This window comes from Faecalibacterium sp. BCRC 81149 (assembly GCF_022750605.1).
Lineage (GTDB): Bacteria > Bacillota > Clostridia > Oscillospirales > Ruminococcaceae > Faecalibacterium > Faecalibacterium duncaniae.
The window spans coordinates 1-24851 of the sequence record NZ_QXJA01000022.1; the positions used below are offsets into that span (position 1 = coordinate 1).

The window sequence follows — 24851 nt, forward strand, 5'->3', positions numbered from 1 at the left end:
CTTCCTCACGATAGAAGCGCCGGAAGATGGCAGCCTGATTGCTTTCGGAAATGCCCTTGCCGGTGTCGGTCACTTTGATCTCCACATACATTTCCCACAGCACCACCGACACAGCGATTTTCCCGCCTGCCGGGGTGTACTTCACCGCATTGTCCAGCAGGTTAAAGAGGGCTTCCGATGTCCACTTGCTGTCATGGGAAACGGTCAAATCCTCCGGGCAGTCCACGGACACGGCGATTTCCTTTTTCTCCGCCGCATACACGATCCCACTCATGGCCTGCGCCACAGTATCAAAAAGACGGCCCAGCTTCTTATCCAACTGGATCACGCCTGTTTCCAGTCGGGAGGTTTTCACAAGGGCCTGAAAGAGAAAGTCCAGCTTATCCGTCTGGCTGCGGATTCCCCGGATAAAGTCGGTGCGCTCCGCCTCGGTCATGGGCTTTTCCAGCAGGGTGTCCGTCGCCATTTTCAGATTGCTTACCGGCGTTTTCACCTGATGGGAAATATCCGATACAAGGGTCTGTAACTCCTGCCGTTCCTCGTCCACCCGGCGGCGGTTCTCCTGCATGATCTGGTAAAGCCTTGCCAGCCGGTGTCCGATTCTGGCAAGCTGGGTTTCGCTGTCCTCTGGCCGCTGGGGCGCTTCATTCCCGGCGATCATGTGGTCTAAGGTCTGGCACAGGTCAGCGGTAAACTGCGACAGCCGCTTTCCAAACGCCTGCGTCAGTACAAAAATCCCCACAAGGGCGCACAGCAGCAGCGTCCCGCCTGTCAGCAGCACCGCAATCTGTTTTGTCACAAGAAACAGGGCTATGGTGATCCCGGACATGGAGAGGACAAGCCCTATTGCCACCCGGCCAAACAGCCGCTTTACCGAGAGGTTCTGAAACTTCATTTTGCCTCGCCTCCCGTCCATTGATAGCCCATGCCGTAAACGGTCTTGATGTAGGGCGCGCCGCCGTCGGCTTCAATCTTGCTACGAATCCGGCTGATGGAGGTTGTCAGGGTGTGTTCGTCCACAAACTTCTCGTCTATATCCCACAGCTTTTCCAAAAGCTGCCCACGGGTCAGCACTTGCCGGGGATTTTTGCGAAACAGGTTCAGCATTTTGTACTCCATCGGGGATAGGGTCAGCGGCTTGCCGTTTAGGGAAGCCGTCTGCTCCGAGAAGTCCAGAAACAGCCGCCCGTCGTCGTAAATGTCCTTGGCCGGTTTGTGGTGTTCCAGCATGGCGAACATGGCTTTGATTTTCCGCTGCAAGGCCCCGATCACAAAGGGCTTTGTGATGTAGTCCACCGCGCCCACCTCATAGCCCCGTATCTGGTCGCTCTCCTGATCGTTGGCGGTCAGGAATATTACGATGGTGTCCGGGTGCTGGGGCTTTATCAGCTTGCACAGCTCAAAACCGTTGCCGTCTAGCAGGTTGATGTCCAGCAGCACTAAATCAAATTCCCGCTGACGGATGGCGTCGGCGGCGGTTCTGGCATTTAGGGCAGAAGTCACGCCGTAGCCGTCTGCGGTCAGGTTGTAGGCCAACATCTTATTCAAAAAACTGTCGTCCTCGACAATTAAAATCTGCTTCACATCCTCACTTCCTTTTCTTTTTGCAAATAGTATAACAGGCAAATGTCCGCGAAATGTTACAGCGGACGGATTTTTCAAAAAAGGGTTTCTTCCTTATTATAGGATAGCCCACTTTACAATACAATGCTCAAACTATGAACAATAAAGTTTAGCAACAATGCGCTTTGCATCATTTCGCCAATCGTCCATGAACTATAAAATGTATATGGGTGATGCAGAATGGCGAAAATCGAGGACTGTCCCGGCTTTGAAACGTTCGGAGCGGATGTCAAGGCAGCTCGAAAGGCAAAACAACTTTCCCGCAGTGCGCTGGCTGACATGATACATTGTGACAGCCGGTATCTTGCGAACATCGAAAACGAAGGCACGCTGCCCAGCCTGCCGGTGGTGATTCAGCTGATAAAAATATGTGGTCTGCCCGTGGAGCGGTACTTCAACCCGGAACTCATGCGGGAAGAAAGTGCGGAACGTCAGCGGGTCAGCCACAAGCTGCAGCTTTGCCCGGAAGAATACTTACCCATCGTAGAAGGTGCCATTGACGGTGCCTTACGAATCCATGAACAGGAAAAAGAGCCCGCGTGTGTCTGATTGCCACACATGGTCATTGAGAGGATGCAAAAAGCGTCCTCTTATTTTTTTGTATTTTGCGGGCAAAACGGGGATGTTGTGGTGTCATAGTAGTGGGGAAAGGTAACGTAGCAAGCATAGGGAGTGTAGCCACTCCCGGCAGAAATGCTTGCTGGGGAGTACCCCAGACCCCCAAGAAACGAGGTGAAACTATGGCGAACCGAACCCGAAAAATTGTTCTGCGTGTTCCCGTGACGCCGGAGGAACAGGAACTTATCCGGCAGAAGATGGCTCTGCTGCACACACGGAATTTTTCTGCCTACGCCCGGAAGATGCTGATAGATGGTTATGTTGTCCACATCGACACCACCGACATCCGGGCGCAGACCGCCGAACTGCAAAAGATTGGTGTCAACGTCAATCAGATCGCGCGGCGGCTGAACAGCATGGGGCCGCTGTACACACAAGACGTTGCGGACATCAAGGGAGCATTGGCGCAGATATGGCAGTTACAAAGATACATCCTATCAAGTCAACGCTGAAAAAGGCACTGGACTACATCGAAAATCCGGCCAAGACGGATGAAAAAATGTTGGTGTCCTCCTTTGCCTGTGCCTACGAAACCGCAGACATCGAATTTGAACTGCTGTTGTCACAGGCCATGCAGAAAGGCAACAATCTGGCCCACCACCTGATACAGTCTTTTGCGCCGGGCGAAACCACGCCGGAGCAGGCCCACGAAATTGGCCGACAGCTTGCAGATGAAGTGCTGCAAGGAAAATATCCCTATGTGCTAACTACGCACATTGACAAAGGGCACGTCCACAACCACATTATCTTTTGCGCTGTGGACATGGTGAATCAGCGAAAGTATGTTTCCAACCGACAAAGTTATGCCTACATCCGGCGCACTAGCGATCGGCTATGCAAGGAATACGGCCTGTCCGTGGTGATGCCCGGTCAAGACCGGGGCAAGAGCTATGCCGAGTGGGACGCACACCGCAAGGGCACAAGCTGGAAGGCAAAGCTGAAAGCTGCCATAGATGCAGTCATCCCGCAGGCCAAGGATTTTGACGATTTTCTGCGGCTCCTGCAGGAGCAGGGCTACGAGGTCAAGCGTGGCAAGTATGTTTCGTTCCGTGCGCCCGGACAGGAACGGTTCACCCGCTGCAAAACGCTGGGCGAAGCCTACACCGAGGACGCCATCATCGAACGCATCAAAGGGCGGTTCGTGGAGCGGAAGCCCAAAGAAAACCGCAAAATTTCGCTGCGGATTGATTTGGAGAACAGCATCAAGGCCCAGCAGTCCGCAGGGTATGAGAAGTGGGCAAAACTCCACAATCTGAAACAGGCGGCCCGGACGCTGAACTTCCTGACCGAGCATGAAATCGAAAGCTACCCGGATTTGGAAAGCCGGGTGGCCGAGATCACCGCCGCCAGCACCGAAGCTGCCGCCGCATTGAAAGCAGCAGAGCGCCGACTTGCTGAAATGGCCGTGCTGATAAAGGATGTCACCACCTGTAAAGAGCTGCGCCCGTTGGTGCAGGAGTATCAGCGGGCCGCTGACAAAAAGCAGTTCCGGCGCAAGCATGAAGGCACCCTGATTCTCTATGAGGCCGCAATCAAGGCCCTGAAAAAGCAGGGCTTCCAAAAGCTGCCCGACCTCTACACCCTGAAAGCCGAGTATAAGCAACTGGCCGAGCAGAAAGACCAGCTGCAGCGGCAGTACGCCGAAGCCAAACGCCAGATGCAGGAGTATGGCATCATCAAGCAGAATGTGGACGGTGTTCTATTCCAGAATCACAGGCAGGAGAGGGATAAGACCCTGTAAGCATTACTTGACAACGACACATTACTTTCAACTAAAATAATGTGCGATTGTCAATTCGCTGTTGACGAACACACATTATTTCTATATAATATAATGTGTGAATGTCAAGTGAGGTGATAGCATGAACAACATGGGCAAAGTAGAAAAAATAGTGCAGTCTGCCCCCAATGGCATCATTACGGCCGCACAGTTGACGAAAGCCGGCTTACATCGGGGCTATCTGCATGATTTTGTCAAGAGCGGGGAACTGTACCGTTTCGGGCGTGGCCTGTATGTACAGAGCAGTGCATGGGAAGATGATTTTTACCTGTTGCAGCGGAAGTATAGCCGCGGCATCTATTCACATGATACCGCTCTCTATCTGCTGGGCTATTCTGACCGTACTCCGGCAAGGTACACTATGACCTTTCCCAAGGGCTACAATGCACCGTCCTTAAAGCAAGAGGATTTGATTGTCAAGCGCGCTATTCCAGAAAACTATGACTTCGGCATTATTGAAATCCAATCGCCATCCGGCAATCCCATTCGTGTTTACGATTTGGAACGGACGCTGTGCGACATCCTACGCGGCAGCGGGAGCGATATACAAATTGTGGGTGCAGCCATGAAGCGTTATGCCGCATCCAAAGACAAAGACATTCACAAATTGATGCAGTACGCAGAGCGACTTCGTGTGAAGCCAAAAGTTCTGCGCTACATGGAGATTTTATTATGATTACAAAAAATCCGATGCAGTTAAAAGCCTATATTAAAAAGAAAGCAGCCGAGAAGCATATTTCCGCGCAGCTTGTGATGCAGAACTATATGCTGGAAAGGCTGTTGGAACGCATCTCACTTTCGCCGTATAAGCATAACTTCATTATCAAAGGCGGCTTTCTGGTTTCGGCTATCGTTGGTCTGGACACACGGGCCACTATGGATTTGGACACGACCATCAAGGGCTTTACGTTGACCCATGAGGCTATCCTTTCCATTTTCAAAGATGTGTGTGCAGTCCAGATTGACGATGATGTGCAGTTTGAAGTTCTGGGCGTTGCGGATATCCGAGAAACGGACGATTATCCCGGAATCCGTGTGTCGTTGAAAGCCAACTACCCACCGATCAGCGTTCCGCTGACGGTGGATGTCACCACTGGCGATATGATAACGCCCCGCGAGATCGAGTACGCCTTTTCAATGCTGTTCGATGACCGCACAATCAGCGTTCTGGCCTACAATCTCGAAACAGTTCTGGCCGAAAAGCTGGAAACCGTACTGTCCCGCAATATTGCAAACACCCGTCCGAGAGATTACTACGACATCTACATTCTGTACGCTCTGCGCGGGGCCGAGTGCGATAAGGCAACGCTGCAGCGGGCACTGGAACGGACAACGGAAAAGCGCGGCAGCGGAAAGATTCTGACGCAGTATCCGGAGATCATGCAGGAAATCCGGGATAGTGACATTCTCCGCAGACAATGGAATAAGTATAGCAGGGAATACGACTATGCAAAGGATATTTCGTTTGACGATACCTGCAATACGGTCCAGAAGATCATGGATGAATTTCTTGCATAAGTGACACAAAAAGAACGCTGGACACAGCAGCCGGTAAGCTGCCATGTCCAGCGTTCTTCTAAATATAAAGAGATATATTAAATTAGATGAGTAGGTCTAACGACCTCATCACCTGTTTCAGATAAAAGTTTTCCCTCAATATACTCATCAAAATTTGAAAGGCAGGGAAATGTGACAATACCATCATCGTCTACAAAGTTTACATCAAGCGGCTTTGATGAAACAAATAAAAAGTGAACAGCCACATTTCCGGTGATCCCGACAAAAGATTTTAACTTTTCTGGTTCACTTAGAACCAAATCATATCTTTTTCTGCAATGATCGTAATACCCATTTGTCTTAAACATCTTTTCATAGTCAGCAACAATTCCGCCATTGTTAAGTGAATCTGAAAAGAATTTAGCTTCTACTAAAAAAAGTTCATTGACCTCTTTAGCGTAAAATACAAGGTCATAATCGCCGTAATTATAATCTTTTCTTCCAAAGATTCGATCATATTGAACATCCACTTCATCAAATTCTGAATTATAATGGTTTCTTAGCTTTTCACGAATTTTACTCACGAGAATTTCTGAAAGCAATTCATTCCTTTTTCCGACTGCAACAGTCAGGGTATCAGGATGGTTTGAATAAATCATTCCACCATTTACAAAGTACGAGTTCCAAAGTAGAAATGCTTGACTAATAGCTGCATAAGAAATAAAAACCGTGTTGTCATCCAAACAAATAAATGGTCTTAGTTCATGGCGATATTGATTGGAATTCATAATCCATATAAAAGAATTACCCTGAAGCAGTTGACTGGATATACGTTCTTTCGTTAACGAAAAAGATTCCAAAAAAGATTCTCCAGAAATCTGACAATTCAAGCAACCGTTTATCCACTTAATAAAATCAGACCTTGTCCATACTATATGTGATATCTTGCCCTTTTTTAGTTCTTTCTGCATTATAATATATAGCAATCCTAAAAAAGATTTAAACGATACGCCATATTCGTTAATAAAGGCTTTCCCAAAATCATCTATATCGACATTATTGTATTCGGAAACACTTCGATTAAAAGCTCTTTGGTTTCCTGTTAAAGCGATATTGAAGTGAAGAACATGGTTTTCTTTTAAAATATTAAACGGCTCTGTACCTTTTGGTGTTACTTCGATTCCATAAAAGAAATTTCTTTCGGGAAATTTTTTACAGAAAGTCAACAATGATACTGATTTTGAAGCGTAGCCATAAATATAAAGATCAATTAAAAATTCATCATCACGTTTTTTAAAAGAGCGTTCATCATAGGAGGCATGAATTTTTTCTTGATAAAGTAAACAATTTTCTATCCAAAGGTTTAGCGCGTCAATAATATTTCTTTCAATGTTTGCATTTTTTCGGTATGCGATTTCCATATCCGCGTCAGCCATCGGAAATGTTGACAACCGTTCTCTTGATTCTCGTTCTCTCGTATAAAGAGTGTATGTATCATCTAATATTCTATACAATATTTTTGCTGTTGCATTTGGGTTGTTAGTTTTCAATCTATTGAGAATTTTATTTTGAAGCTGTGTAACCACGCTTAGCAATAGTTTTATTGCTTGCTGCCTATCCTCAATCGTTAAATTCTCTGTTCCAAAAAGCTCTTTATACCTACTTTCGAGTTTCTGCTTTGGTACGTTCAACTCATCCCAAAACGGTCTTACATGAAAAACACAACCAAACATGATAATCCCTGCCTTTCATATTTCTAGTTTACATAAATTTCGGACATTCGTCAATCTTTGAATCAGCTGGAAAGTTCTGGACACAGCAGCCGGTAAGCTGCCATGTCCAGCGTTCTCTCATTTACTCGCCCGCAAAATCGAACCTCTGCCCGTCAAAGTCGGCTTCGGTCATGCGCTCCAACTTTGCAATGGTTCCATTCGCCAGCCGCCGCATTTCCGTGTCCATGTCCGGCAGAGCGGCCATTATCCGCGCCATCGTCCGGCGGCGGTCAGAAGTGTGGTACATACAGATCAAATTTTCTTCTTCTACGCTGAAATTCATGTGTCAGACCTCCATTTCATGTTGCTTGCTACGGGCCGCTTCCTTTTTCGGGCTGGCGGCCTGTTTTGTTTCGGAAAGCTGTTTGCGGATGGAAGTGCGGGGCTTGCGAATGCACTTGTCCCGGTTCTCGTTTATATCAATCAGCGCGTAGATGCCGAAACGGTCTTTCACGCTGGACAGGTGCAGGGATTTGTACGGCAGCATGGCAATCAGCCAATCCGTGTCCCGGCTGGATGCCAGCTTGGTGAAGTAGGGCGATACTTCCACCATAAAATGATTCTTGTCCGGGCTGTTGGGAGCAGTCAGTCGCTTCATATCTGTTGCAATGCGCTGGGCCTCGGCCTCAATCAGCCCGGTGTGCAGTGCCGCAAGATGTTCTTTGAAATCACCGGGCCGTGCCGGTTCTCGACTGCGCTGCTCCTGCCGGATGGCCGCTTGCAAAAGTTCCGGGTCAAGGGGCTGCATTTCATACCGTACGAGTTCACCGAAATATTTATCCGGGCGGCTGTCGAAATGCTCTTTCGGGCCAATCTCCCGCATCCCGCTTTCGTAGATCAGGCGATTGGCACCCACGGGCAGGGCTGCATCCCGGATATGCTGGAAGTGCTGCTGATAGTCCAGTTCATACAGATTGCCTTGCACAGTTCCGTTGGCCGCGTCGGTCAGCTCCACCGCATAGGCAAGAATCCTGTCGTGGGTCTGCTCGCCGCAGAATTTCCATGTGTTGTAGGCTTGGGTGTCTTTGAGCAGCACATCCCGTTCCCGGAAGCAGAATGTTCCAGAAGGCCGGGACAGCCACAACAGCAGCTTATCTTCCGGCTGGTCGCTGCGGGCGGCTTCCCGCAGCATTTTGATGTCATACGCAAAATCGCTCTGATAGTATGCGGTGTTCTGGTGCATGATAGCTTCCAGCGCAGCAATCACGTCCACATTTTCAAACTTTTGCACAGTTTACACCTCCAATTCCTTTGTCTTTTCTCGTGGCTGCGTTTGCTTGCTCTGCTCCTTTTTTGCGGCATCCAACTGTGCCCGGATTGATGGCTTTTTCGGCTTGGCTGTGCGGGACTTCTTGGCTTTCGGTGCCTTTTCCTCGGCCTTGACTGCGGCGGCAAGGTCCGTCAGAGAAATTTGTTCTCCGGCCTTTGCTTTGGCTTCCAACTCACCTAAAGAGGGCGCATTGTTCAGCACACCGTCAATCATGTTTTCGTTCTGTTCGGTGGAAAGCTCTGCGGTGCGCAGCGGATTTTCCCGTAAGAACTCCGGCACCTGCTGGAAGCCCACACTGTCGCAGTAGTGGGCGGTGTCCTGCCCATTCTGGTGCAGCACCACTACATCCGAAACAGACAGCGAGTGTCCCTTGAAGTCTGCTGGATGGTCTATATTGAATGTGCGGTAGATGTCCTCCAACGTGGTACCAGCAGTCAGCGGCGCGGCATACACCTCCATATAGTTTGCCTTATCCACGGTCAAACCGGCAGCCTGCAGGCGGTCGTAGGGCTCAAAACGGTAATCGCGGGTGGAATCTTCATTGCGCAGCTGGTAGATGGAAAAGCTGTCCTGCTGTGGTGCCTCAAAACCTGCCGCTGCGTATTCCTCTACGGTCATTCCGGCAGTCGCCGCTTCCTGCGCGATCTCGGCCTGCACCTGCGCCTTGTAGTTCTGCAAGCTCTGGTCGAAGTCGGCCAGCTTGGGCGGTTCCGGCAAGTTATACCGGCCTTGGTTGAGCAGCGGGCGGCAGTCCTGCACATAGGCCACAACAGCGTTGTAATAGGCCGCCTGTTCCGGCGAAATGTTCTGCCCCTCCTGCAAAGCGGTGGCGGCGGTCTGCTCCATAGCCGAAAGATTGCAATGCTGTTTAAGGTACGGGATAAACTCGGTCAGCACCATTTCCCGCTCTGCCTTGTCCTGCTCCCACGCTTCCGGGCCCTTGCTGTGCAGCACAAAATTTTTCCAGTTTTCATCTTTGGCGTAATATTCATGGTAACTCTGGAGGTGCTGAATCAAGGAGCCATCCCCGTCACCAAAATCCTGCCGTCCCTCGTAGTTGTCGGGCTGGCCGTTCAGCGTAAAATCAATGCGGAACGCGGTTTTGTCGTACCAGCCGCCCTCGTAACCATCCTTTTCCCGTTCCGTATGCTGAGCGGTGTCCAGTTCTTCAAAAACACGATTTGCCACGGACAGCGGCATGGTTTCGCCGTTCTGCAGCTTGTCGCTTTCACTCCACAAAATCGTAACCGTGGGCTCTGCGGCGGGGTCTGGAATTTTAACGGGTGCGGGAATTTCGTTGGCCTTTTCCGCCGCCTCTTGGAACGCCGCCAGCTTGTCGCCCAACAGGACTTCCGACACTGCGGCTGTCTGCCCCAGCAGATTAAGTGCTTCCTGCCCGGCATCTGGCAGGGTCAGACCGGGCGCGTCCAGCTGGCCTCCGTCCAGAGCCGTGTGGTCCGGGCCATACAGAGTGTAGTCATAGCCGGAATCACAGGTCTGGATGAACAGCGTATTGCCATTATCCAGTGCAAATGCGGCCTCGTGTGCAGCGGAAAGGTCTGCTTCCCGCTGCTGGCGAAGTTCTGCCAGATGTTCGTCCAGCGCGGAGATTAACTCATGGGCCGCGCTGCGGATAATTTCCAGAGAGGCTTTCAGTTCGGCCAGTTCCCGGCCGGAACTCCACCCAGCTACATAGCCAAACGAATACTCGGACGTGTCCAGCCCATAGTGCTGGCAGACGGCATAGGCCACACTTTCGGCCTGCACCTCGCGGGTGCGGCTGTCCGGGCGGTTGGCCTGTTCCGGGTCGTCTGGGTCGATGGCGTGCAGCTTTGCATGGGCAATCTCATGGATGGCTGTCTTGATGGTCTGTAACTGGCTCATGCCCTCTTGGATGGCAATGCGGTTGTCGAGCAGATGAAAGTACCCATGCGCGCCGCCCTCGATGTCCTCAAACCCGATGGGCACCGGGGATGCCTGCTCCAACGCCTTGAAAAAATCTTGGTAGTCCTGCACGCTGCCGGACAGTTCATTCACTGCAATAGAGGGCAGCGGTTCGCCCTCGGTCTGGCTGACATCGAACACAGACACCACCTTGAACGCCGGAATCTGCACCGTTTTTTCTTCCGTCAGCGGCTTGCCGTCCTTGTCCAGAATCGGCTTGCCCTGTTCGTCCAGCTTTTCCATCTTCTGCTTGACCTTGTACGGCGCAGGAGCCAGAATCTTGATGCCCTTTTCGCCTTTCTTTACGGTGCGGTGGAACGTACCTTTCCACTTGTTGAAGCCCGCCACCAGCTGCCCGCCCTGCATGGCAATCAGCAAGGTGTTGTTGAAGCTGTAATTGTGGAATTTCGCCATCGTGGTGAGGTAGGCTTTGTAGCGGTCGCTGTCGAACAGCTGTTGGATGCCTGTTTCTAACCGGTCCGTGATTTCTTTCATGCGCTCTACGCTGTCTTTGCCGTTTAGGATAATGGGAATAACTTTCTGCGGTTCCGTTTCAGGCTGAACAGGCGGTGGGATGTTGGCCGAATCTCGCAAAACTTCCGGCGCAGGAAAGGACAGTACCCGGTATTCCTCCGGCACAGGCTGGCCCTCGTGGACTTTCTGCCACGCATCCCCGCTTTTGACAAGGTAGCCATACTCGGTAAACACGCCCTGCTCCTGCTGGGCCACATACCGGCCGAACTGCGCCGTGTCGATGCCGCCTTTCCATTCTTCCGGCATATCCACCATGCCGGAGCGATTCAGATAGTAGTCGCCCAGCTGGGCAGGCCCGTGCACATCCGGCAGATGCACATAGTAGTCCACGTTTTCGGGAAAGTCGGTGATTCTCCCGATGCTGAAAAGCTCACTCTGCGGGGCTTGCAAAGCGGCGTTCAGCTCTGCGCGTTCCCCGGCAGAAAGCGTTTCCAGCCGTGCGGCAAGAAAGTTCAGCTCGTCCACATTGGATGCCAGCACCATGTTGTAGGGGATGGCAAAACGCTTTTCTTCCTCGGCAAAATAGCCGGAAATGAAAAGGCCCTGCGGATTATCGGACGAAATTCCGATTTGCCGCAGGGCCGCTTGTACCTGTTCGGTTGTAGTGGGCAGGTCCAGCCAGACGCCATCCCTGCCTTGCTGCTGCCGATTTTGCAGCTGGATGGAAAATAATTCGCTCATTTGGTCATACTCCTTTTTTGCTATCCTACGGATAGAGAGAGCCGGTTATGGCAAAATGAATGCTTCACCTTACCATAACCGGCCCTCGTTTTTCTTATTCTTTACGCTCTACCCGGTAATTGACGTACTTGCCTCCCGTATCTGCCAGAAGCACCGTTGCATCATAGGTTTTGCCTGTTTTCTCGGAGTAGAGGCCCTTGACCTTTGCCTTACCGTTTTTGAGCAGAGCAGCGGCGATCTTCGGTGTGAACGCCTTTTTGCGCTGCTCAAAGAAGCGGTCATTCTTCCACATCACGAACTGACAGCCATGGTTCCCGCAGTAAAAATTCTTCTTACCATCGTAGACATTCTCACCGCATCGGGGACACTTGCCGATAATAACCCGTTCCGACTGGAACAGGTTTTGCTTATCTGCACTGATGCAGGAATAGGTCTTGACCAGCTGGCGCACCTGCGCTTCAATTTCGGCCATGAACTCGTCCGCGTCTGCATTGCCCTTGGCAATCTCGGTCAGGCGGTTTTCCCATTCGGCGGTCAGGACGGGAGAGGTCAGGCTTTCCGGCAGAACCACCGCCAGATTGATGCCGTCCTTGGTGGGGACAAGCTGTTTGCCCTTGCGTTGCACAAAGCCCATTTGCACCAATTTTTCCAGAATCGCGGCGCGGGTGGCGGGTGTGCCCAGCCCCTTGCGTTCCGCTTCCTCCGGCATATCCTCGGCTCCGGCCCGCTCCATTGCCGACAGGAGCGTATCTTCGGTGTAGGCTTTCGGCGGGGATGTGAAGTGTTCCGATACGGTAGAAGTTACGCGGAAACTCTGCCCCTCGGCCAGTTCCGACAGGGTGTTCAGCACTTCTTCCTCGGTATCTGCTTTCAGGGTGGAGCGGAACCGCTGGTCGATTTCTTTCCAGCCGGGAACAAACACTGTCTTTCCTTTGGTGGTAAACTCGTTCCCGGCGCAGGAGAACACGGCGGTCACAGTTTCGTATTCGTGGGGCGCGGCCACCGCGCAGAGCAGTTTGGAACAGACAAGGTTCATCAGCTTGCATTCACTCTCGACAAGACCAGTGAAACCCTGTTTTACAAATTCAGCAGTAGGAATGATGGCGTGGTGGTCCGATACTTTTTTGCTGTTCAGCACCCGGTCCACTTTCGGGGTCAAGTCAAGCCCTTGGGCAAAGGGCAGCAGCCCCAGCAGGTCAGACACAAGATGTTGTACCGTCTGGCCCATGTCCTCGGTCAGATATTGGCTGTCCGTGCGGGGATAGGTCAGCAGTTTCTTTTCGTAAAGCTGCTGGGCGTAATCAAGGGTCTGTTTTGCGGTAAAACCGAACAGGCGGTTTGCCTCCCGCTGCAAGGTGGTCAGGTCATAGAGCTTGGGCGGCTGTTCTGTCTTTTTCTCCCGTTTGACAGAAGTACAAACGGTAGTTGTGCCTGTGCATTTTTCTTTGAGAGAATTTGCGGTTTCTGCATCCGAAATGCGCCCACTGTCCGCTTTCAAGCTGCCGGACTGGATGCCGACCGTGTAATACTTTTCTTTTTGGAAGCGCAGAATTTTTGCATCCCGGTCCACCAGCATTTTCAGTGTCGGGGTCTGCACTCGGCCCACGGTCAAGGTCTTGTGATACAGCACCGAAAACAGTCGCGTTGCATTGATGCCCACCAACCAATCTGCCTTTGCGCGGCAGAGGGCCGATTGGTACAGAGCATCGTAGTCCGAATCCGGGCGCAGGTTTGCAAAGCCCTCCCGGATGGCTGCATCCTCCATGCTGGAAATCCAGAGCCGCTTTACGGGTTTCGTGCAGCCGGCCATTTGGTAGACAAGGCGGAAAATCAGTTCTCCCTCCCGGCCTGCGTCGGTCGCAGCGGTCACACTATCCACATCGGGGCGGTTGAGCAGGGCACGCAGAACTTCAAACTGCTGTTTCTTCTCGTCCGGGACAATGAACTGCCACGGCTGGGGCAGGATGGGCAAATCCTCATACCGCCACTTACAGTATTTTTCATCGTACTGGCCCGCCTCGGCAAAGGACACCAGATGCCCGATGCACCAGCTGACCAGATACCCGCCGCCCTGCCAATAGCCGTTTTGCTTTTCAGTGGCCCCGATCACGGCGGCGATGCTGCGGGCTACACTGGGCTTTTCGGCAATCACCAGCTGAAAACTCATGTTTCATCCTCCTGTCCGTCCTCCGAATGAATCTCGATTTCAGCCGGTTCCTCGTCTGCATCCTCGTCCTCGCCAAAATCGTACTCGTCCAGATCATCGTGTCCGGTGGTGTCGGCCTTGGGTTTGCGGAACTTGAAATAATAGAGGGCCGCGCCGCCGCCCGCCAGAGCCAGCACCAGCAGGATTATCAGACTGCCCATGTTGGACTTCGGCTTTTCCTCCGGCGTTTCGGTGTCAGTTTTCACAGCTTCCGGGGCCGTGCAGTTGCGCAGGCTCTTTTCACACAAGGGGCAGTTTTCGTTGACGTTCCCGGCCTCACATTTCACGGTGCAGGTGCAGAACTCGGTGTCCTGCGGTTCTTCATCCAGCAGGGCCAGCAAGTCGGCATCGTCCACTTGGTTCAGAAAGTGGACAGAGGTTTCCTTGTCCTCATTGGCGCGGTCAATGAGAATGTAAAAATAATTCCCGGCTTTGGTGGTCACGGTAATAAGCTGCTTGTCACCATAAAAATCATCCACCAGTGTTGCATTGCCCTTGGGCGTGATGGACACGCCCTCCGGCTCCATGCCGCCCGTAGTCGGTTCTTCCTCGGTAATTTCCGGCAGAGGTTCTGGGGCAGGGTCAGTGCCGCTTGCAAAAACAGGCATGGAGAACGAGCAGAGGCAGAGCAGGATGGCCAGCAATCCGGCAGCAAAACGGCGGTTCCAATCAGGTTTCATCGGCGGCATCCTCCTGTTTGTGGTACGGAGTGATGGTAGGTGCGGCATTCAGCGCACCGCTGCGCAGGAAGGCCGCAAACTCGTCCGGTTTCATGTTCATGCTGCGCACCAACTGAATGATCTGCAAATTTTCCTGTTCAGTCTTTGCAGCTTCCAGTTCTTTCAACTGCTGCTGGTATTCGCTGATTTTTTCTTTGAGCCGTTCGATGTCGCGCTCAATGCGGGAAAGTCTTTTTGCCATACAAAATCCTTTCTGGCGTCACGGTAAACGCCCATAGCTGTAAAAATGTTCCTGCCAATATTTTGAGTTGAGGTTTGTGTAAGAGATCGGGTCGCCGCAGTGCAGCATGATGGAATTGCATACATAGATACCGCAATGGCTCACGCCGGGGGTATCGTAGGTGCCCTTGAAAAACACAAGGTCGCCCGGTTTGACCTGCGCCGTCGAAACAGGAGTACAGAGGTTGTAAAGGCCCTGTGCGGTCTGGCGGCCCACGTTCCAGCCGGAGTGATTCAGCACCCACGAAATGTAGCCGCTGCAATCAAAGCTGGTGCTGGGAGAACTGCCGCCCCACACATACGGGTAGCCAATGTACTTGGTTGCTTCCTCCATCATGGCGGCAAACCTATCATCCTTTAGTACTTCCGGGGGAATATCGTAGTAGGTGGGCTGCTTGATGGTGGACGCATTGGGGTACTGCGCCTTGCCGAACAAATCCGGCCGGTTGCCCAGCGTGCGCATATAGAGCGAATAGGCACTAAGCTGTTCTTCGGTCAGTACTTCCACGGGCAGGTGGGATAAATCCTTGTTCTTCAGCTTGACCGTGCAGATGTAGTATTCATACGGTTCTTGGTAGGTGATAACTTGCGGCACGCCATACGGGCCAATAATGACCATCATTTTTGTACGGTAACGTATCTGCATGGTCACGGTCTCGGTCAGAATGTATTGCTTTTCAAACAGCATTTCAAGTTCACCCTGCACCTCGGCCAGTGTGAACACACCGTCATGCAACGCGGACAAAATCGAGATCAGCACATAGGGGTCATGCTCGATTTCGTCCAGATAAAAATGATACTCGTCATAGTTGTGGGTGGCCTCGTAGGTGTCGAGATACCGTTGCAGCTTTTGTTCCAGCTTGGCATAAGCCTTCTCTGCACCCAGCATATCCTTGTCCTTGGAAAAATAAGAAGATGCCGTCACGCCGGTCCCAGCGGTGCCCGCCATCACCGTGCAGGACTGCAAGCCCGTTATCAAGAGCAGAGCCAGCAGACCGAACACCGCCACGATCAGAATGGTTTTCCAGTTCTGGGCAGCAAATTCGGCCACCCGTTCGCCGCCTTCGGCTGCCAGCTTTGTTACCCGGAAACCATTTTCTGCGGTAGTGGCTGCACCCTGCGCGGCGGCTTGGCCGGCCTGCCGTGCAACTTTGGCGTACTGTTGCTTGATACGCTGTTTCTGCCACATCCGGGAAATGGGATTGCTGGCGGACTGCGCGATCTGCGGATTGTCCCGCAAAGATTTCTGGTAAAAGTATTCTGCATTGGCAGACATGAGCTGAAGCTCTGCCTTTTCCACGGCCTTGTAGGGCTTCATCTTGTGGTGCCGGATGCCGCTGCGGATGACCTTGGCGGTCTGACGCTCCACCAGTTCTTCACCTTTGTGGCCGCCCTCCACGCCCACATTTTCGTGTTCGACCTCGTGGATTTTTCCGTGAGCGAACAGCAATGCTTCCGACAGCGGGCGGCTGGCTGGGTTTGGTTTCAGGCTGGGCGGGCCTTTGTCCTGCTGCTCAAACCGCAGGGTGGATTTTGCCTTGCCGCTGGCTGCATCGTAAACTTTTTCCTTGACCGGGACACGCTTCTTCGGCAGAGCGGCGCGGGCCGCATCCAGCTTGTCGGCCTTTGCTTCCGCCTTGTGGATGTACGGCTGCAACGCCGGGTCTGCCCGTTCGTCCTCGGTCAATTCCAAACGGGCAGCGGAACGGTGCAGACCATCTTCACTTTCGGCGGTGGCCGCTGTTTCTGCTGCCTTTTTCGCTTTCTTTTTATTTTTATGCCCGTCCTTGATGTCCTCGGCCCGTTCCAGAATTTTTTCGGCCTTGCCCTCGGCATCCGTGGAGTAATCCCGTTCTGCTTCACGAGTAGAAACGTTCTCAACAGTACCAGTGGCCTGATTTTCCATCACCAGACCATCACGGGTCATGGTCTGGGTGACTTTGGCTTTCGCCTGCAATTCTTTCAAAGTTCTTCATCTCCCATCGGACAGCGGCCCGTTTCAATGTCCGCAATGTATTTGAGAATCGGGAATACCTGCGGCGGCGAAACTGCATTGCCCAGTGTTTTCATCCGCTTGCTGCGGTTCGGCACATCTTCGGTCAGGCGCGAGATGTCGGCGGGTTCTTCGGCCCAAAGGAAATGTCCGTCCATTTGCGCGGGAAACCCATCAGCCACTCTACCCAGTCCGGGTTGAGGTAGGGCTTTTCCAGCGTGGTGGGGGTCATCCGGTAGACTACATGGGAAAGCCGCGCCGTCCACGCCTTGCCATCCTTGTTCATCTTGCGGTAACTGCCATTCGCAGAGATTTGGATGTCCAGCCCCTTGCCCACATCCCCGGTGTCGCTGGCAAGGGGTGTGGGAAGCAGCGGAGCCGATGATGAATACCCGTTTCCGTTCGTGCCACGCGCCAACGGCAGCAGCAGGTAATACGAAAACCCGAACATCGTAACCTGCCTGCTCCAAGTCAATGAGCGTTTTGTCGAGCCCCATACGGAGGAAGCCAGCAACATTTTCTCCAAGCACCCAACGGGGCTGCAATTCCCGGATAACGCGCAGCATTTCGGGCCACAAATAGCGTTCATCGTAGAAGCCGCGCTGCCGCCCTGCGGTGGAGAACGGCTGGCACGGGAAGCCACCTGAAATGAGGGTGACGGTGTGAAGTCCTGTTTTTTCAAAGAAAGCCTCCTTTGTTACGGTGGTGATGTCCTGAAAGCGGGGCACCTCCGGCCAGTGGCTTGCCAGCACAGCGGCAGGAAACGCCGCCCACTCGCATTGACAGACCGAAGTAAAACCCGCCGCTTCTGCGGCAAGGTCGATGCCGCCGATGCCGGAAAACAAGCTGAAATGTGTTAGGCTCATAGCTCCACTACCTCACTGAGCCGGGTGGTCATGATCTTATAGAGCTGGGTGTTTTTCGGGATGGGGTTGGAAAACGGAAGCACCACGTTTTCAAAAATCAGCAGTCCTTCGCCCGGTTCCGAATTGTCGATGTACTTCTGCTGGTCTGCGGAGAGGTTCAGCCGTTCCGACAGGATTTTGCGGTCGCCGGATGCCTGATTCAGCAGCGTGATGAAGTCGCTGTTTTCCAGAATGTTCTCGATCTCCGGGGAAGAAAGAAGGTCCTTCACATTCTGGGTGGCGCCCGTGGGCACGCCGCCCCATTTGCGGAAGCGTTTCCAAATCTCGGCACTATACGCGGCGGTCTGTTCTTCTTTCAGCAAAAGGTGGAACTCGTCTGCAAAATACCATGTGGCGCGGCCTTGGCTGCGGTTCTGGGTGACGCGGCCCCATATCTGGTCTTGGATAATGAGCATCCCCAATTTTTTTAACTGCTTGCCTAACTCTCTGATGTCAAAGGCCACAAGCCGGTTGTGGATGTCCACATTCGTTTTGTGATTAAACACATTCAGCGAGCCGGACACATACAGGTCGAGTGCCTGCGCCACCCGGTCCGCTTCCGGCAAATGCTGGTCGAGCAGGGCTTGGTGGAGGTCAGACAAAATCGGCATATTCTCCGGGCAGGGGTTTGCCAGATAGGGGCGGTAGATGGCTTTCACGGCTGGTTTTCCCTCGGGCTTTCATCTCTAAAATCTGTTTGCCATACTCGTCGATCTTTATATATTTTCTGGACATAGCAAAACCTCCTCGTGTAGTTCTATTATCCTACACGGGGAGGCTTTTTATCTATTGTCTACTTTTTACGGACCGGTTCAGATTATCTTTCAGACGGGCTTATTATATTTGTTTGATTTTCTTTTCCTTATCAATACCTCATAAATTGCTTAAAGTTTCAAGTTAGCTTTTCACTCGCTTTTTACTTTATTTCTGTTTTTCGATATACCTGATACAGAACAGGTAAAATAATAAGGAATAGAACGGAATAAATTGTTAAAATAATCGGAACTGATCCTATCACTTTCCCACCAATTTCATAAAGAGTAAAGGTTTTAATTGCCATATTTATCTGCAAGAGCTGGTCTGGCAAAAGTCCTAATACATCTGATAATACTGAAAATCCACCCAAAAAGGATTGAATGAATAACAGTACAAATGGAATTGTAACAGCTAAAACAGTTGTATGTGTCTTGGCAGATACCAGCATGGAAACAGCTAAAATGAATAATGCTCCCACATATCCACCAATCACGGTTAAGAGGTATGCCTGCAAATAGGTAATATTGTAAAAACTTTTCCAGAAAGCCCAGCTTGTCTGAATAACACAATTTGCACCGCCAATACCTGCAACACTAAATACTACTGCGGAATATATCAGAATTACCAACCAGTAAACTCCGGTAATAACAATCAACCCAGCCGCTATTTTAGAAAAAGTCCCCCTATTTCTGCCATACCTTGCGGAAAAGAAAACAGAATCCGCTTTCCACCCAAATTCGTTTGAAAAGATACCTGCTACAAAGAAACTCATAATCAAAACGGTCAGCATAATGATTGTGGGTGCATAGTCCAAAGCAGCAGTAAAACCGCCTGCATATTCATAATAAAAAGGAGTCTCCAGTTTTTGATATTGACTAACCAGAAATGCTTTTTCCTTTTCACTGAATTGGTCTTTTGCTTCATCAGAATTAAGCCATTTCTCCAGATTTAAGATACGGTTATCATAAAGCTTTCCAACCTCATCCTCTGATAAGCTGTCTGCCCGATAGTAATTATGTTCTCGGAACTCGGAAAATCCAGAGTTAATTAAATCCCTAATATCAGAAAATCCCTGTTTTTTGGAATAGCCAATGTTGCTGGTTTTAATATCTGTCGGGCTGTCAGGATAGGTTTCGTTGATTAGCCGATTTTGCCGAATGACCTCTCGAAGCACATCTTCTGTGATCAGGCCTTCCCATTCCGCTTTTGTATCACGCAAGTACCTTGCTGCCGCAATTCCTGTGTGTGTATCCCCCTCCTCATCCACATAGTCCATGGAAGATATTGCAAAATAGCAAGTAACAGCGATGGCTGCCAGCAATACGATCAGGCCGATTTTATTTGCAGTTTTTGAAAATATCTTTTTTATTTCAAATCGAATCATTCCATGTCACCATCCTTTTCTCCAAAATAATACAAAAAGACGTCTTCTAAATTAGGGCGCACAAGTCTTGCATGTTCAAGCGGCTGCCTGGCAGAAATAATTCGTAATTCAACAGTACCATTTTCTGATTTCATATTAGATACTTTATATTGTTTCATCAACTTTGCTGCTTTTTCATGGGAAGTCTGACAAGCCCATACTTTTTGCGGCATGGAAGATACGATTTCATCTAAATTCCCTTGCTGCAAAATCTTACCGTCTTTCATAAGCCAAATATCCTTTGCAATATACTCCACATCCGAAACAATGTGAGTAGATAATATAACAATACGGTTTTCTGACAGCTCACTGATTAGATTGCGAAAACGTATTCTTTCTGCGGGGTCAAGTCCGGCAGTTGGTTCATCCAAAATCAAAATTTTAGGGTCATTCAGTATCGCTTGTGCAATGCCAGCCCGACGTTTCATGCCTCCGGATAATTTCCGCATTTTTTTATTAGCAGCTTTGGAAAGTCCTACCTGTGCAAGTAGTTTGTTTACTTTTTTCTTTGCCACAATCGGGCGAATCCCTTTTAAGGCTGCAATGTATAAAAGATAATCCTTTACCGTAAATTCCGGATAAAATCCAAATTCCTGCGGCAAATATCCTAAAAGATTCCGGTACTCGCCGCCCATTCCCCCAATATCCTGCCCGTCACATAATATCTTTCCACTTGTAGGGGTCAGCAGTGAGCATATCATTTTCATTAAAGTGGTTTTTCCAGCACCATTGACACCTAAAAGTCCATACACACCATTTGAAATCGTAAGATTCAGGTTGTTTACTGCTCGAAAATTTCCAAACTCTTTTGTCAGATTAACTAATTGTAGTTCCACTTAAATCCACCTCCCAAAATTTATTACAATCAAATATGGTTTTATAAATTGCACCAATCAGAAAAACAACAGCAGTTCCAAACAAAGCATACCAAACCGGAAGTGTAATGAGAACGTAAATGGTTTCGTTATTGATAATGAACCACCATATTCCGCTCCATAACAGGCAGAGAATAATAGAAGTTCCCTCATTTACACGACTATTGCTGCACAACGTACCAAAGCAAATGCAAGCAGTCACCACGGCTGGAAACAAAAACTGGATGACAATTTCTGATAGCGCGAGATTGACACTTCCTCTAAGTGTGATACAAAACAGGCTTATCATAAATAAATCGACAATTCCAAATAGAAAGATTCTGGCTGCATATATCTGTCGCAATGAATAAAGGCAGGTCGCTTCTATCTGCATACAGTCACAAGATTTGTTTTTCCAAAATTCCGGTATCATCAAAACAATAAAGAGTACCCCTATCATACCTAACATTCTTATCACATACCTATTGTCTAAAAGATATGGCAAAAGGGTTGCAGCAGTCCATAACAAAAGCATTTGCAGCAGCCACCACCGCTTGCGTATAAGATGTAACTCTGTCCATAAAAATTCCCAATACGTTAGTTGCTTTTCCTGCTCAACGGAGCAATAACTTTCTATTGATTTTCTTACGGTTTCTTTTATGTGCTGTTCATCAGGAATAATATTCTGATTTTCCCGATACCTTTTGAGTTGTTCTTCAATATTCACAAAATCACTCCTCCCTTAGCAGTCTTTCTAAATGTGTTTTTGCCTGTTTTACCCGGTATTTTACTAATGGCAAACCTATTTGTAAGGTGCTGGATATTTCTGTAAGTTTCAGTTCCTGAAAGTAATACAAGATAATAACTTCCCTTAATTCAGCGGGTAATCTATCCAGAGCTGCCTTAATCGTCAGCCTGTTAAGAAGCTCGTCTGTTTCAGGGGGATGTAAACAATCTTGAATTTCTAAAGACTGTTCCTCTAACAAACTTTCTCGGATTTTTTTATAGGAATCCCTGCAAAGATTTCCAGCAATCGTATACAAATAATTTTTGGTTTTTCCCATATAACGGTAGTCAGACAATTTCTCGAAAAAGCGCAAAAAAGTTTCCTGTGTTAAATCTTCTGCGGTTGATGTATCAGGGCAATGATAGTTACAATAGTTCAATATTTCCTTATAGTATTTGCGAACAAATACATTAAAAGCATTTTCGTCTCCATGCTTCATTCTTTGTAGCAACAAAAAATCTATATCCACGAAATCCTCCTTTCCCGTTATTGAAAGTCAATGCGCATTTCTCTTTCTACCATGTATAACGAATGAACACTGTAAAAAGATAGTGTGGCTTCATTTTTTATAAAAATTTTTTCCAGATAGATTGCTTATACCTATTTATTATATTGAATTGCCCTTATAGCTTCAAGATAGATAATTTGACACCAATTCATCACTTGACATTGTGGCAAAGACTTTCCTAATTTTTGATAGTTCAGTCCGTGGGAGGTTTGAGAACCCCGGTTCTCGCTGGTGTTGAAACTGTCGATGGTCTCTTTCCCCAGCGCATCGGAGATCTCTTTGGCGTTCTTGCCCCGCCCACTCAAAAAGAGAACAGAATCGCAGTTGTCCGAAATGATTTCGGACGCATCTTTGTAGATGGCTTTCAGCTGCGACTGGCTCTGCAAAATGATGGATGCCGAGATTTCCCGGCTGCGGATGGTGGCGATCAGCTTGTCGAAGTTGGGTATCTGCCCGATGTTGGCGAACTCGTCCAGAATCAGCCGCACATGGACAGGCAGCCGACCACCGTATTTATCATCCGCACGGTCACACAGCAGGTTGATAAGCTGGCTTTGGAGCATGGCAAGAATGAAGTTGAAGGTGGTGTCCGTGTCGCTCATAATCAAAAACAGCACGGTCTTTTCATCCCCGATGGTGTCCAGCTCCATTTCATCGTTCTCCATCAGCTCCCGCACCTCCCGGATGTCAAATGGGGCTAAACGGGCACCGCAGCTTATCAGGATGGAGGAACGGGTCTTGCCCGCTGACAGCAGAAACTTTTTGTACTGCCGGACGGCGAAGTGGTCCGGGTCTTTTTGTTCCAGCCGCTCAAACATGAGGTCCACTGGGCTTTGAAACTCCGGGTCGTCCTCGCGGGCTTCACTGGCATTTATCATTTCCAGCAGGGTGGTGAAGTTCATTTCCTCTGCCGGGGCCTCGTACCAGATGTAGCCAATGAGTGCGGTGTAGAACAGCCGTTCCGACTTCACCCAAAAATCTTCTGCTGATTTTTCACCCTCGCCTTTGGTGTTAGCGATAAGGGTATTCACCAGCTTCAGCACGTCTTTTTCCGAGTGGATGTAGACAAACGGGTTGTACTTCATAGACTTGGAAAAGTTTATCGTGTTCAGGATTTTCACCCGGTAGCCCGCCCGCTGGAACAGTTGGCCTGTTTCGAGAACCAGTGTGCCTTTCGGGTCTGTGACTACGAATGAGGTGGGATAATCAGACGTGGGAAAGCATTGCATGAGGTTGGGCTTCACATAGAAGCGTGTCTTGCCGCTGCCGGAGCCGCCGATCACCAGCACATTCTTGTTCCGGGCCGTCTTAGGGTCTTTGGGCCGCCCAGTCATGGTCAGGCGTTCGGTCTGGGTCAGCAGGATGTTGTTTTCAAACTTGGGGTCGATGTACGGGGCAATGTCTTTGGCAGTGCCCCACCGGGCAGAGCCGTATTCTTCGCCCTTGCGGTACTTCTTGGTGTTCTTGCCCTTGCTGTATACGATGAGCCGGACAGCCACCGCCCCGGCAAGGCCTATGCAGAGGTCAAACGGATGCAGGCTGGGCAGCGGGTTTGCAAAGGCGGCAGAGATGCCGCCCGTCAGGTGGAGCAGCTTTGCCGAAGCATCCGCGCCCGCCGCCAGACGGTACGCCTGCCCGCATTTGGCGAACAGGTACACGAACAGCAGATACGGCAGGTTCAGCACCAGCAGTTTTTTCAGTTCAGGCTTCATCGCTCTAACCCCCTTTGCTTGATTTTTTCTTTGGCGCGTTTCGGCTGCTGGGCGGCTTTCTGCTTGGCTGCTGCCAGCACCTTGCGGATAGAGGGCCGCTGCTCCTTGGTGAGCGTTTTGGCCGTGAACTCCCGGAACGCCTGTTCCAGATTGTCCGCATCCTTGGCCTTGAAGATCACGATGTAATGGGGCGGCTGGGTGGTCTTGTCCTTGCGCAAGGTAAAGTCCACGCCGTACTTCTTGGCGCAGGGCTTGAACGCCCCGATGTTCGCCTCCGTGACTTCAATGTTGGTCAGGGACGCGCCGTGGGCTTTCAGCTGTTTCAGGCTTTGCTTGCCGTGATGCAGCTTTGGCCCCTTGGCCCGGTGCTGCAAGTATTTTTTCAGCGCAGCTTGCAGCGCTTGGGCAGTGAGCTTGCCCGTTTTCATGGACAGGGCAATGGTTTTCTGGGTGACTTCTTCCTGCATTCAGCATCCCTCCTTGGGAAGTAGTCGGAAAAGCAGCGGCTAGGGTGGAACCACCAGCCGCCGCAGGTAAAGGGTTCTCATGGATGGGTACTCCTTTCGGTCAGGTGTTGGGCGGGCGGCCCCAATCGGGCTGCGCCATATCGTGCGCCACAAGGGACGCATAGTAGCTGTTGATGGTGCTGGGCGCGTTAAAAAGCATGGCCCGCAGGTATTGCTTGATGTTGCGGACTTTGGTGGTGTTATCCCGCAGGCAGTCCATGACGAACTCGATGTGATGGCTGTCCAGTTTCAGGAACTTGGCCTTGACCAGCTCTGCCGGGTAATCGTCCCCGGCCACCCGGATGGACTTGCGGGAAGTGCAGACCGTTTCCAGCAGGATGTCCACGATTTCGTCCAGCTGTTCCCGGTCTATCCGGGGATTCTGGGTGAGGGTGTCATACTCGATGTTCTCCAAAATCAGGTCCCGGTAGATTTGATAGGCCGTTTCCTTTCGGCTTCCTGTCCGTTCCGGCGGCGGTGCCGCTGCCTCGTCCTCGTCCAAAGGCAAGGGGTTTGGGGAATG

General features: G+C 50.5%; 22 protein-coding genes and 2 pseudogenes. 5 read left to right on the forward strand and 19 right to left on the reverse strand.

The window, feature by feature from the left end:
- Together D3F01_RS14890 and D3F01_RS14895 are read right to left on the reverse strand one after the other, a co-directional pair.
- Positions 1 to 895 (reverse strand): HAMP domain-containing sensor histidine kinase (locus D3F01_RS14890; RefSeq protein ID WP_242889451.1); only part of this gene is annotated, 895 nt, incomplete at its 3' end.
- Entirely contained in the window at positions 892 to 1584 is a 693-nt protein-coding gene (locus D3F01_RS14895; protein ID WP_242889453.1) for a response regulator transcription factor, read from the reverse strand. The genes D3F01_RS14890 and D3F01_RS14895, both read right to left, overlap by 4 nt.
- A 219-nt stretch (positions 1585 to 1803) precedes the next feature.
- Here D3F01_RS14895 and D3F01_RS14900 point away from each other — a divergent pair, with 219 nt between their 5' ends.
- The 5 genes from D3F01_RS14900 to D3F01_RS14920 all read left to right on the forward strand — a co-directional run bounded on the left by D3F01_RS14900 (position 1804) and on the right by D3F01_RS14920 (position 5539).
- Positions 1804 to 2172 carry a helix-turn-helix transcriptional regulator gene (locus D3F01_RS14900; protein WP_097771861.1) on the forward strand — a complete coding sequence of 123 codons (369 nt, stop codon included), beginning with the start codon at positions 1804 to 1806 and terminating at the stop codon, positions 2170 to 2172.
- A gap of 191 nt (positions 2173 to 2363) precedes the next feature.
- Positions 2364 to 2693, forward strand: coding sequence for a plasmid mobilization relaxosome protein MobC (gene mobC / locus D3F01_RS14905; RefSeq protein ID WP_117526957.1), 330 nt, complete (start codon positions 2364 to 2366; stop codon positions 2691 to 2693).
- Positions 2654 to 3982 carry a relaxase/mobilization nuclease domain-containing protein gene (locus D3F01_RS14910; protein WP_242889455.1) on the forward strand — a complete coding sequence of 443 codons (1329 nt, stop codon included), beginning with the start codon at positions 2654 to 2656 and terminating at the stop codon, positions 3980 to 3982. Before mobC ends, D3F01_RS14910 begins: the two co-directional genes overlap by 40 nt.
- 121 nt (positions 3983 to 4103) lie before the next feature.
- Positions 4104 to 4697: a type IV toxin-antitoxin system AbiEi family antitoxin domain-containing protein gene (locus D3F01_RS14915; RefSeq protein ID WP_242889457.1), complete on the forward strand. Its 594-nt coding sequence runs from the start codon at positions 4104 to 4106 to the stop codon at positions 4695 to 4697.
- Positions 4694 to 5539, forward strand: a complete 846-nt coding sequence (locus D3F01_RS14920; RefSeq protein WP_242889459.1) for a nucleotidyl transferase AbiEii/AbiGii toxin family protein — start codon at positions 4694 to 4696, stop codon at positions 5537 to 5539. Before D3F01_RS14915 ends, D3F01_RS14920 begins: the two co-directional genes overlap by 4 nt.
- Positions 5540 to 5616: 77 nt before the next feature.
- On the opposite strand, the gene D3F01_RS14925 is transcribed toward D3F01_RS14920, so the two are convergent.
- From D3F01_RS14925 to D3F01_RS15005, 17 genes and pseudogenes are all read right to left on the reverse strand, one after another.
- Positions 5617 to 7251, reverse strand: coding sequence for a hypothetical protein (locus D3F01_RS14925; RefSeq protein ID WP_242889461.1), 1635 nt, complete (start codon positions 7249 to 7251; stop codon positions 5617 to 5619).
- A 121-nt stretch (positions 7252 to 7372) separates the two neighbouring features.
- Positions 7373 to 7573 carry a transposon-transfer assisting family protein gene (locus tag D3F01_RS14930; RefSeq protein WP_242889469.1) on the reverse strand — a complete coding sequence of 67 codons (201 nt, stop codon included), beginning with the start codon at positions 7571 to 7573 and terminating at the stop codon, positions 7373 to 7375.
- Positions 7574 to 7576: 3 nt separating this feature from the next.
- A complete protein-coding gene (locus D3F01_RS14935; protein WP_347568009.1) occupies positions 7577 to 8503 on the reverse strand; it encodes a hypothetical protein in 927 nt (308 codons plus the stop codon).
- Positions 8504 to 8524: 21 nt separating this feature from the next.
- Positions 8525 to 11719, reverse strand: a complete 3195-nt coding sequence (locus tag D3F01_RS14940) for a YodL domain-containing protein (RefSeq protein WP_242889471.1) — start codon at positions 11717 to 11719, stop codon at positions 8525 to 8527.
- Between the two features lie 94 nt (positions 11720 to 11813).
- The gene (locus D3F01_RS14945; RefSeq protein WP_242889473.1) at positions 11814 to 13886 is read right to left on the reverse strand and encodes a DNA topoisomerase 3; all 2073 of its coding nucleotides are present in this window, start codon (positions 13884 to 13886) and stop codon (positions 11814 to 11816) included.
- Positions 13883 to 14605, reverse strand: a complete 723-nt coding sequence (locus tag D3F01_RS14950; RefSeq protein ID WP_242889475.1) for a DUF4366 domain-containing protein — start codon at positions 14603 to 14605, stop codon at positions 13883 to 13885. The genes D3F01_RS14945 and D3F01_RS14950 overlap by 4 nt, the downstream gene beginning before the upstream one ends.
- A complete protein-coding gene (locus tag D3F01_RS14955; protein WP_156071689.1) occupies positions 14595 to 14846 on the reverse strand; it encodes a DUF4315 family protein in 252 nt (83 codons plus the stop codon). The genes D3F01_RS14950 and D3F01_RS14955 overlap by 11 nt, the downstream gene beginning before the upstream one ends.
- Before the next feature lie 18 nt (positions 14847 to 14864).
- The gene (locus D3F01_RS14960; protein WP_242889477.1) at positions 14865 to 16850 is read right to left on the reverse strand and encodes a C40 family peptidase; all 1986 of its coding nucleotides are present in this window, start codon (positions 16848 to 16850) and stop codon (positions 14865 to 14867) included.
- Complete coding sequence (gene dcm / locus D3F01_RS14965; RefSeq protein ID WP_242889480.1) at positions 16847 to 17743, reverse strand: DNA (cytosine-5-)-methyltransferase; 897 nt, start codon at positions 17741 to 17743, stop codon at positions 16847 to 16849. Before dcm ends, D3F01_RS14960 begins: the two co-directional genes overlap by 4 nt.
- A pseudogene (locus tag D3F01_RS14970) lies at positions 17740 to 18444 on the reverse strand (PrgI family protein); the annotation flags it as partial. The pseudogene D3F01_RS14970 and the gene dcm, both read right to left, overlap by 4 nt.
- A gap of 254 nt (positions 18445 to 18698) precedes the next feature.
- Positions 18699 to 19922, reverse strand: a complete 1224-nt coding sequence (locus D3F01_RS14975; protein WP_117930184.1) for an ABC transporter permease — start codon at positions 19920 to 19922, stop codon at positions 18699 to 18701.
- On the reverse strand, positions 19919 to 20797 hold the full coding sequence (locus D3F01_RS14980) for an ABC transporter ATP-binding protein (RefSeq protein WP_217296218.1): 879 nt from the start codon (positions 20795 to 20797) through the stop codon (positions 19919 to 19921). The genes D3F01_RS14975 and D3F01_RS14980 overlap by 4 nt, the downstream gene beginning before the upstream one ends.
- Positions 20778 to 21542: a hypothetical protein gene (locus tag D3F01_RS14985; RefSeq protein ID WP_097793292.1), complete on the reverse strand. Its 765-nt coding sequence runs from the start codon at positions 21540 to 21542 to the stop codon at positions 20778 to 20780. The genes D3F01_RS14980 and D3F01_RS14985 overlap by 20 nt, the downstream gene beginning before the upstream one ends.
- A gap of 4 nt (positions 21543 to 21546) precedes the next feature.
- Positions 21547 to 22071, reverse strand: a complete 525-nt coding sequence (locus tag D3F01_RS14990; protein ID WP_242889481.1) for an RNA polymerase sigma factor — start codon at positions 22069 to 22071, stop codon at positions 21547 to 21549.
- Between the two features lie 212 nt (positions 22072 to 22283).
- Positions 22284 to 23822 (reverse strand): annotated as a pseudogene (locus tag D3F01_RS14995) (type IV secretory system conjugative DNA transfer family protein); the annotation flags it as partial.
- A complete protein-coding gene (locus tag D3F01_RS15000; protein ID WP_117554720.1) occupies positions 23819 to 24289 on the reverse strand; it encodes a PcfB family protein in 471 nt (156 codons plus the stop codon). The pseudogene D3F01_RS14995 and the gene D3F01_RS15000, both read right to left, overlap by 4 nt.
- Before the next feature lie 100 nt (positions 24290 to 24389).
- Positions 24390 to 24851 (reverse strand): DUF6017 domain-containing protein (locus tag D3F01_RS15005; RefSeq protein ID WP_242889482.1); only part of this gene is annotated, 462 nt, incomplete at its 5' end.

Coding starts and splice junctions, on each gene's coding strand:
- D3F01_RS14900 (WP_097771861.1), top strand. CDS start 1,804: ATGGCGAAAATCGAGGACTGTCCCGGCTTTGAAACGTTCGGAGCGGAT.
- mobC (WP_117526957.1), top strand. CDS start 2,364: ATGGCGAACCGAACCCGAAAAATTGTTCTGCGTGTTCCCGTGACGCCG.
- D3F01_RS14910 (WP_242889455.1), top strand. CDS start 2,654: ATGGCAGTTACAAAGATACATCCTATCAAGTCAACGCTGAAAAAGGCA.
- D3F01_RS14915 (WP_242889457.1), top strand. CDS start 4,104: ATGAACAACATGGGCAAAGTAGAAAAAATAGTGCAGTCTGCCCCCAAT.
- D3F01_RS14920 (WP_242889459.1), top strand. CDS start 4,694: ATGATTACAAAAAATCCGATGCAGTTAAAAGCCTATATTAAAAAGAAA.
- D3F01_RS14925 (WP_242889461.1), bottom strand. CDS start 7,251: ATGTTTGGTTGTGTTTTTCATGTAAGACCGTTTTGGGATGAGTTGAAC.
- D3F01_RS14930 (WP_242889469.1), bottom strand. CDS start 7,573: ATGAATTTCAGCGTAGAAGAAGAAAATTTGATCTGTATGTACCACACT.
- D3F01_RS14940 (WP_242889471.1), bottom strand. CDS start 11,719: ATGAGCGAATTATTTTCCATCCAGCTGCAAAATCGGCAGCAGCAAGGC.
- D3F01_RS14945 (WP_242889473.1), bottom strand. CDS start 13,886: ATGAGTTTTCAGCTGGTGATTGCCGAAAAGCCCAGTGTAGCCCGCAGC.
- D3F01_RS14950 (WP_242889475.1), bottom strand. CDS start 14,605: ATGAAACCTGATTGGAACCGCCGTTTTGCTGCCGGATTGCTGGCCATC.
- D3F01_RS14955 (WP_156071689.1), bottom strand. CDS start 14,846: ATGGCAAAAAGACTTTCCCGCATTGAGCGCGACATCGAACGGCTCAAA.
- dcm (WP_242889480.1), bottom strand. CDS start 17,743: ATGAGCCTAACACATTTCAGCTTGTTTTCCGGCATCGGCGGCATCGAC.
- D3F01_RS14975 (WP_117930184.1), bottom strand. CDS start 19,922: ATGATTCGATTTGAAATAAAAAAGATATTTTCAAAAACTGCAAATAAA.
- D3F01_RS15000 (WP_117554720.1), bottom strand. CDS start 24,289: ATGCAGGAAGAAGTCACCCAGAAAACCATTGCCCTGTCCATGAAAACG.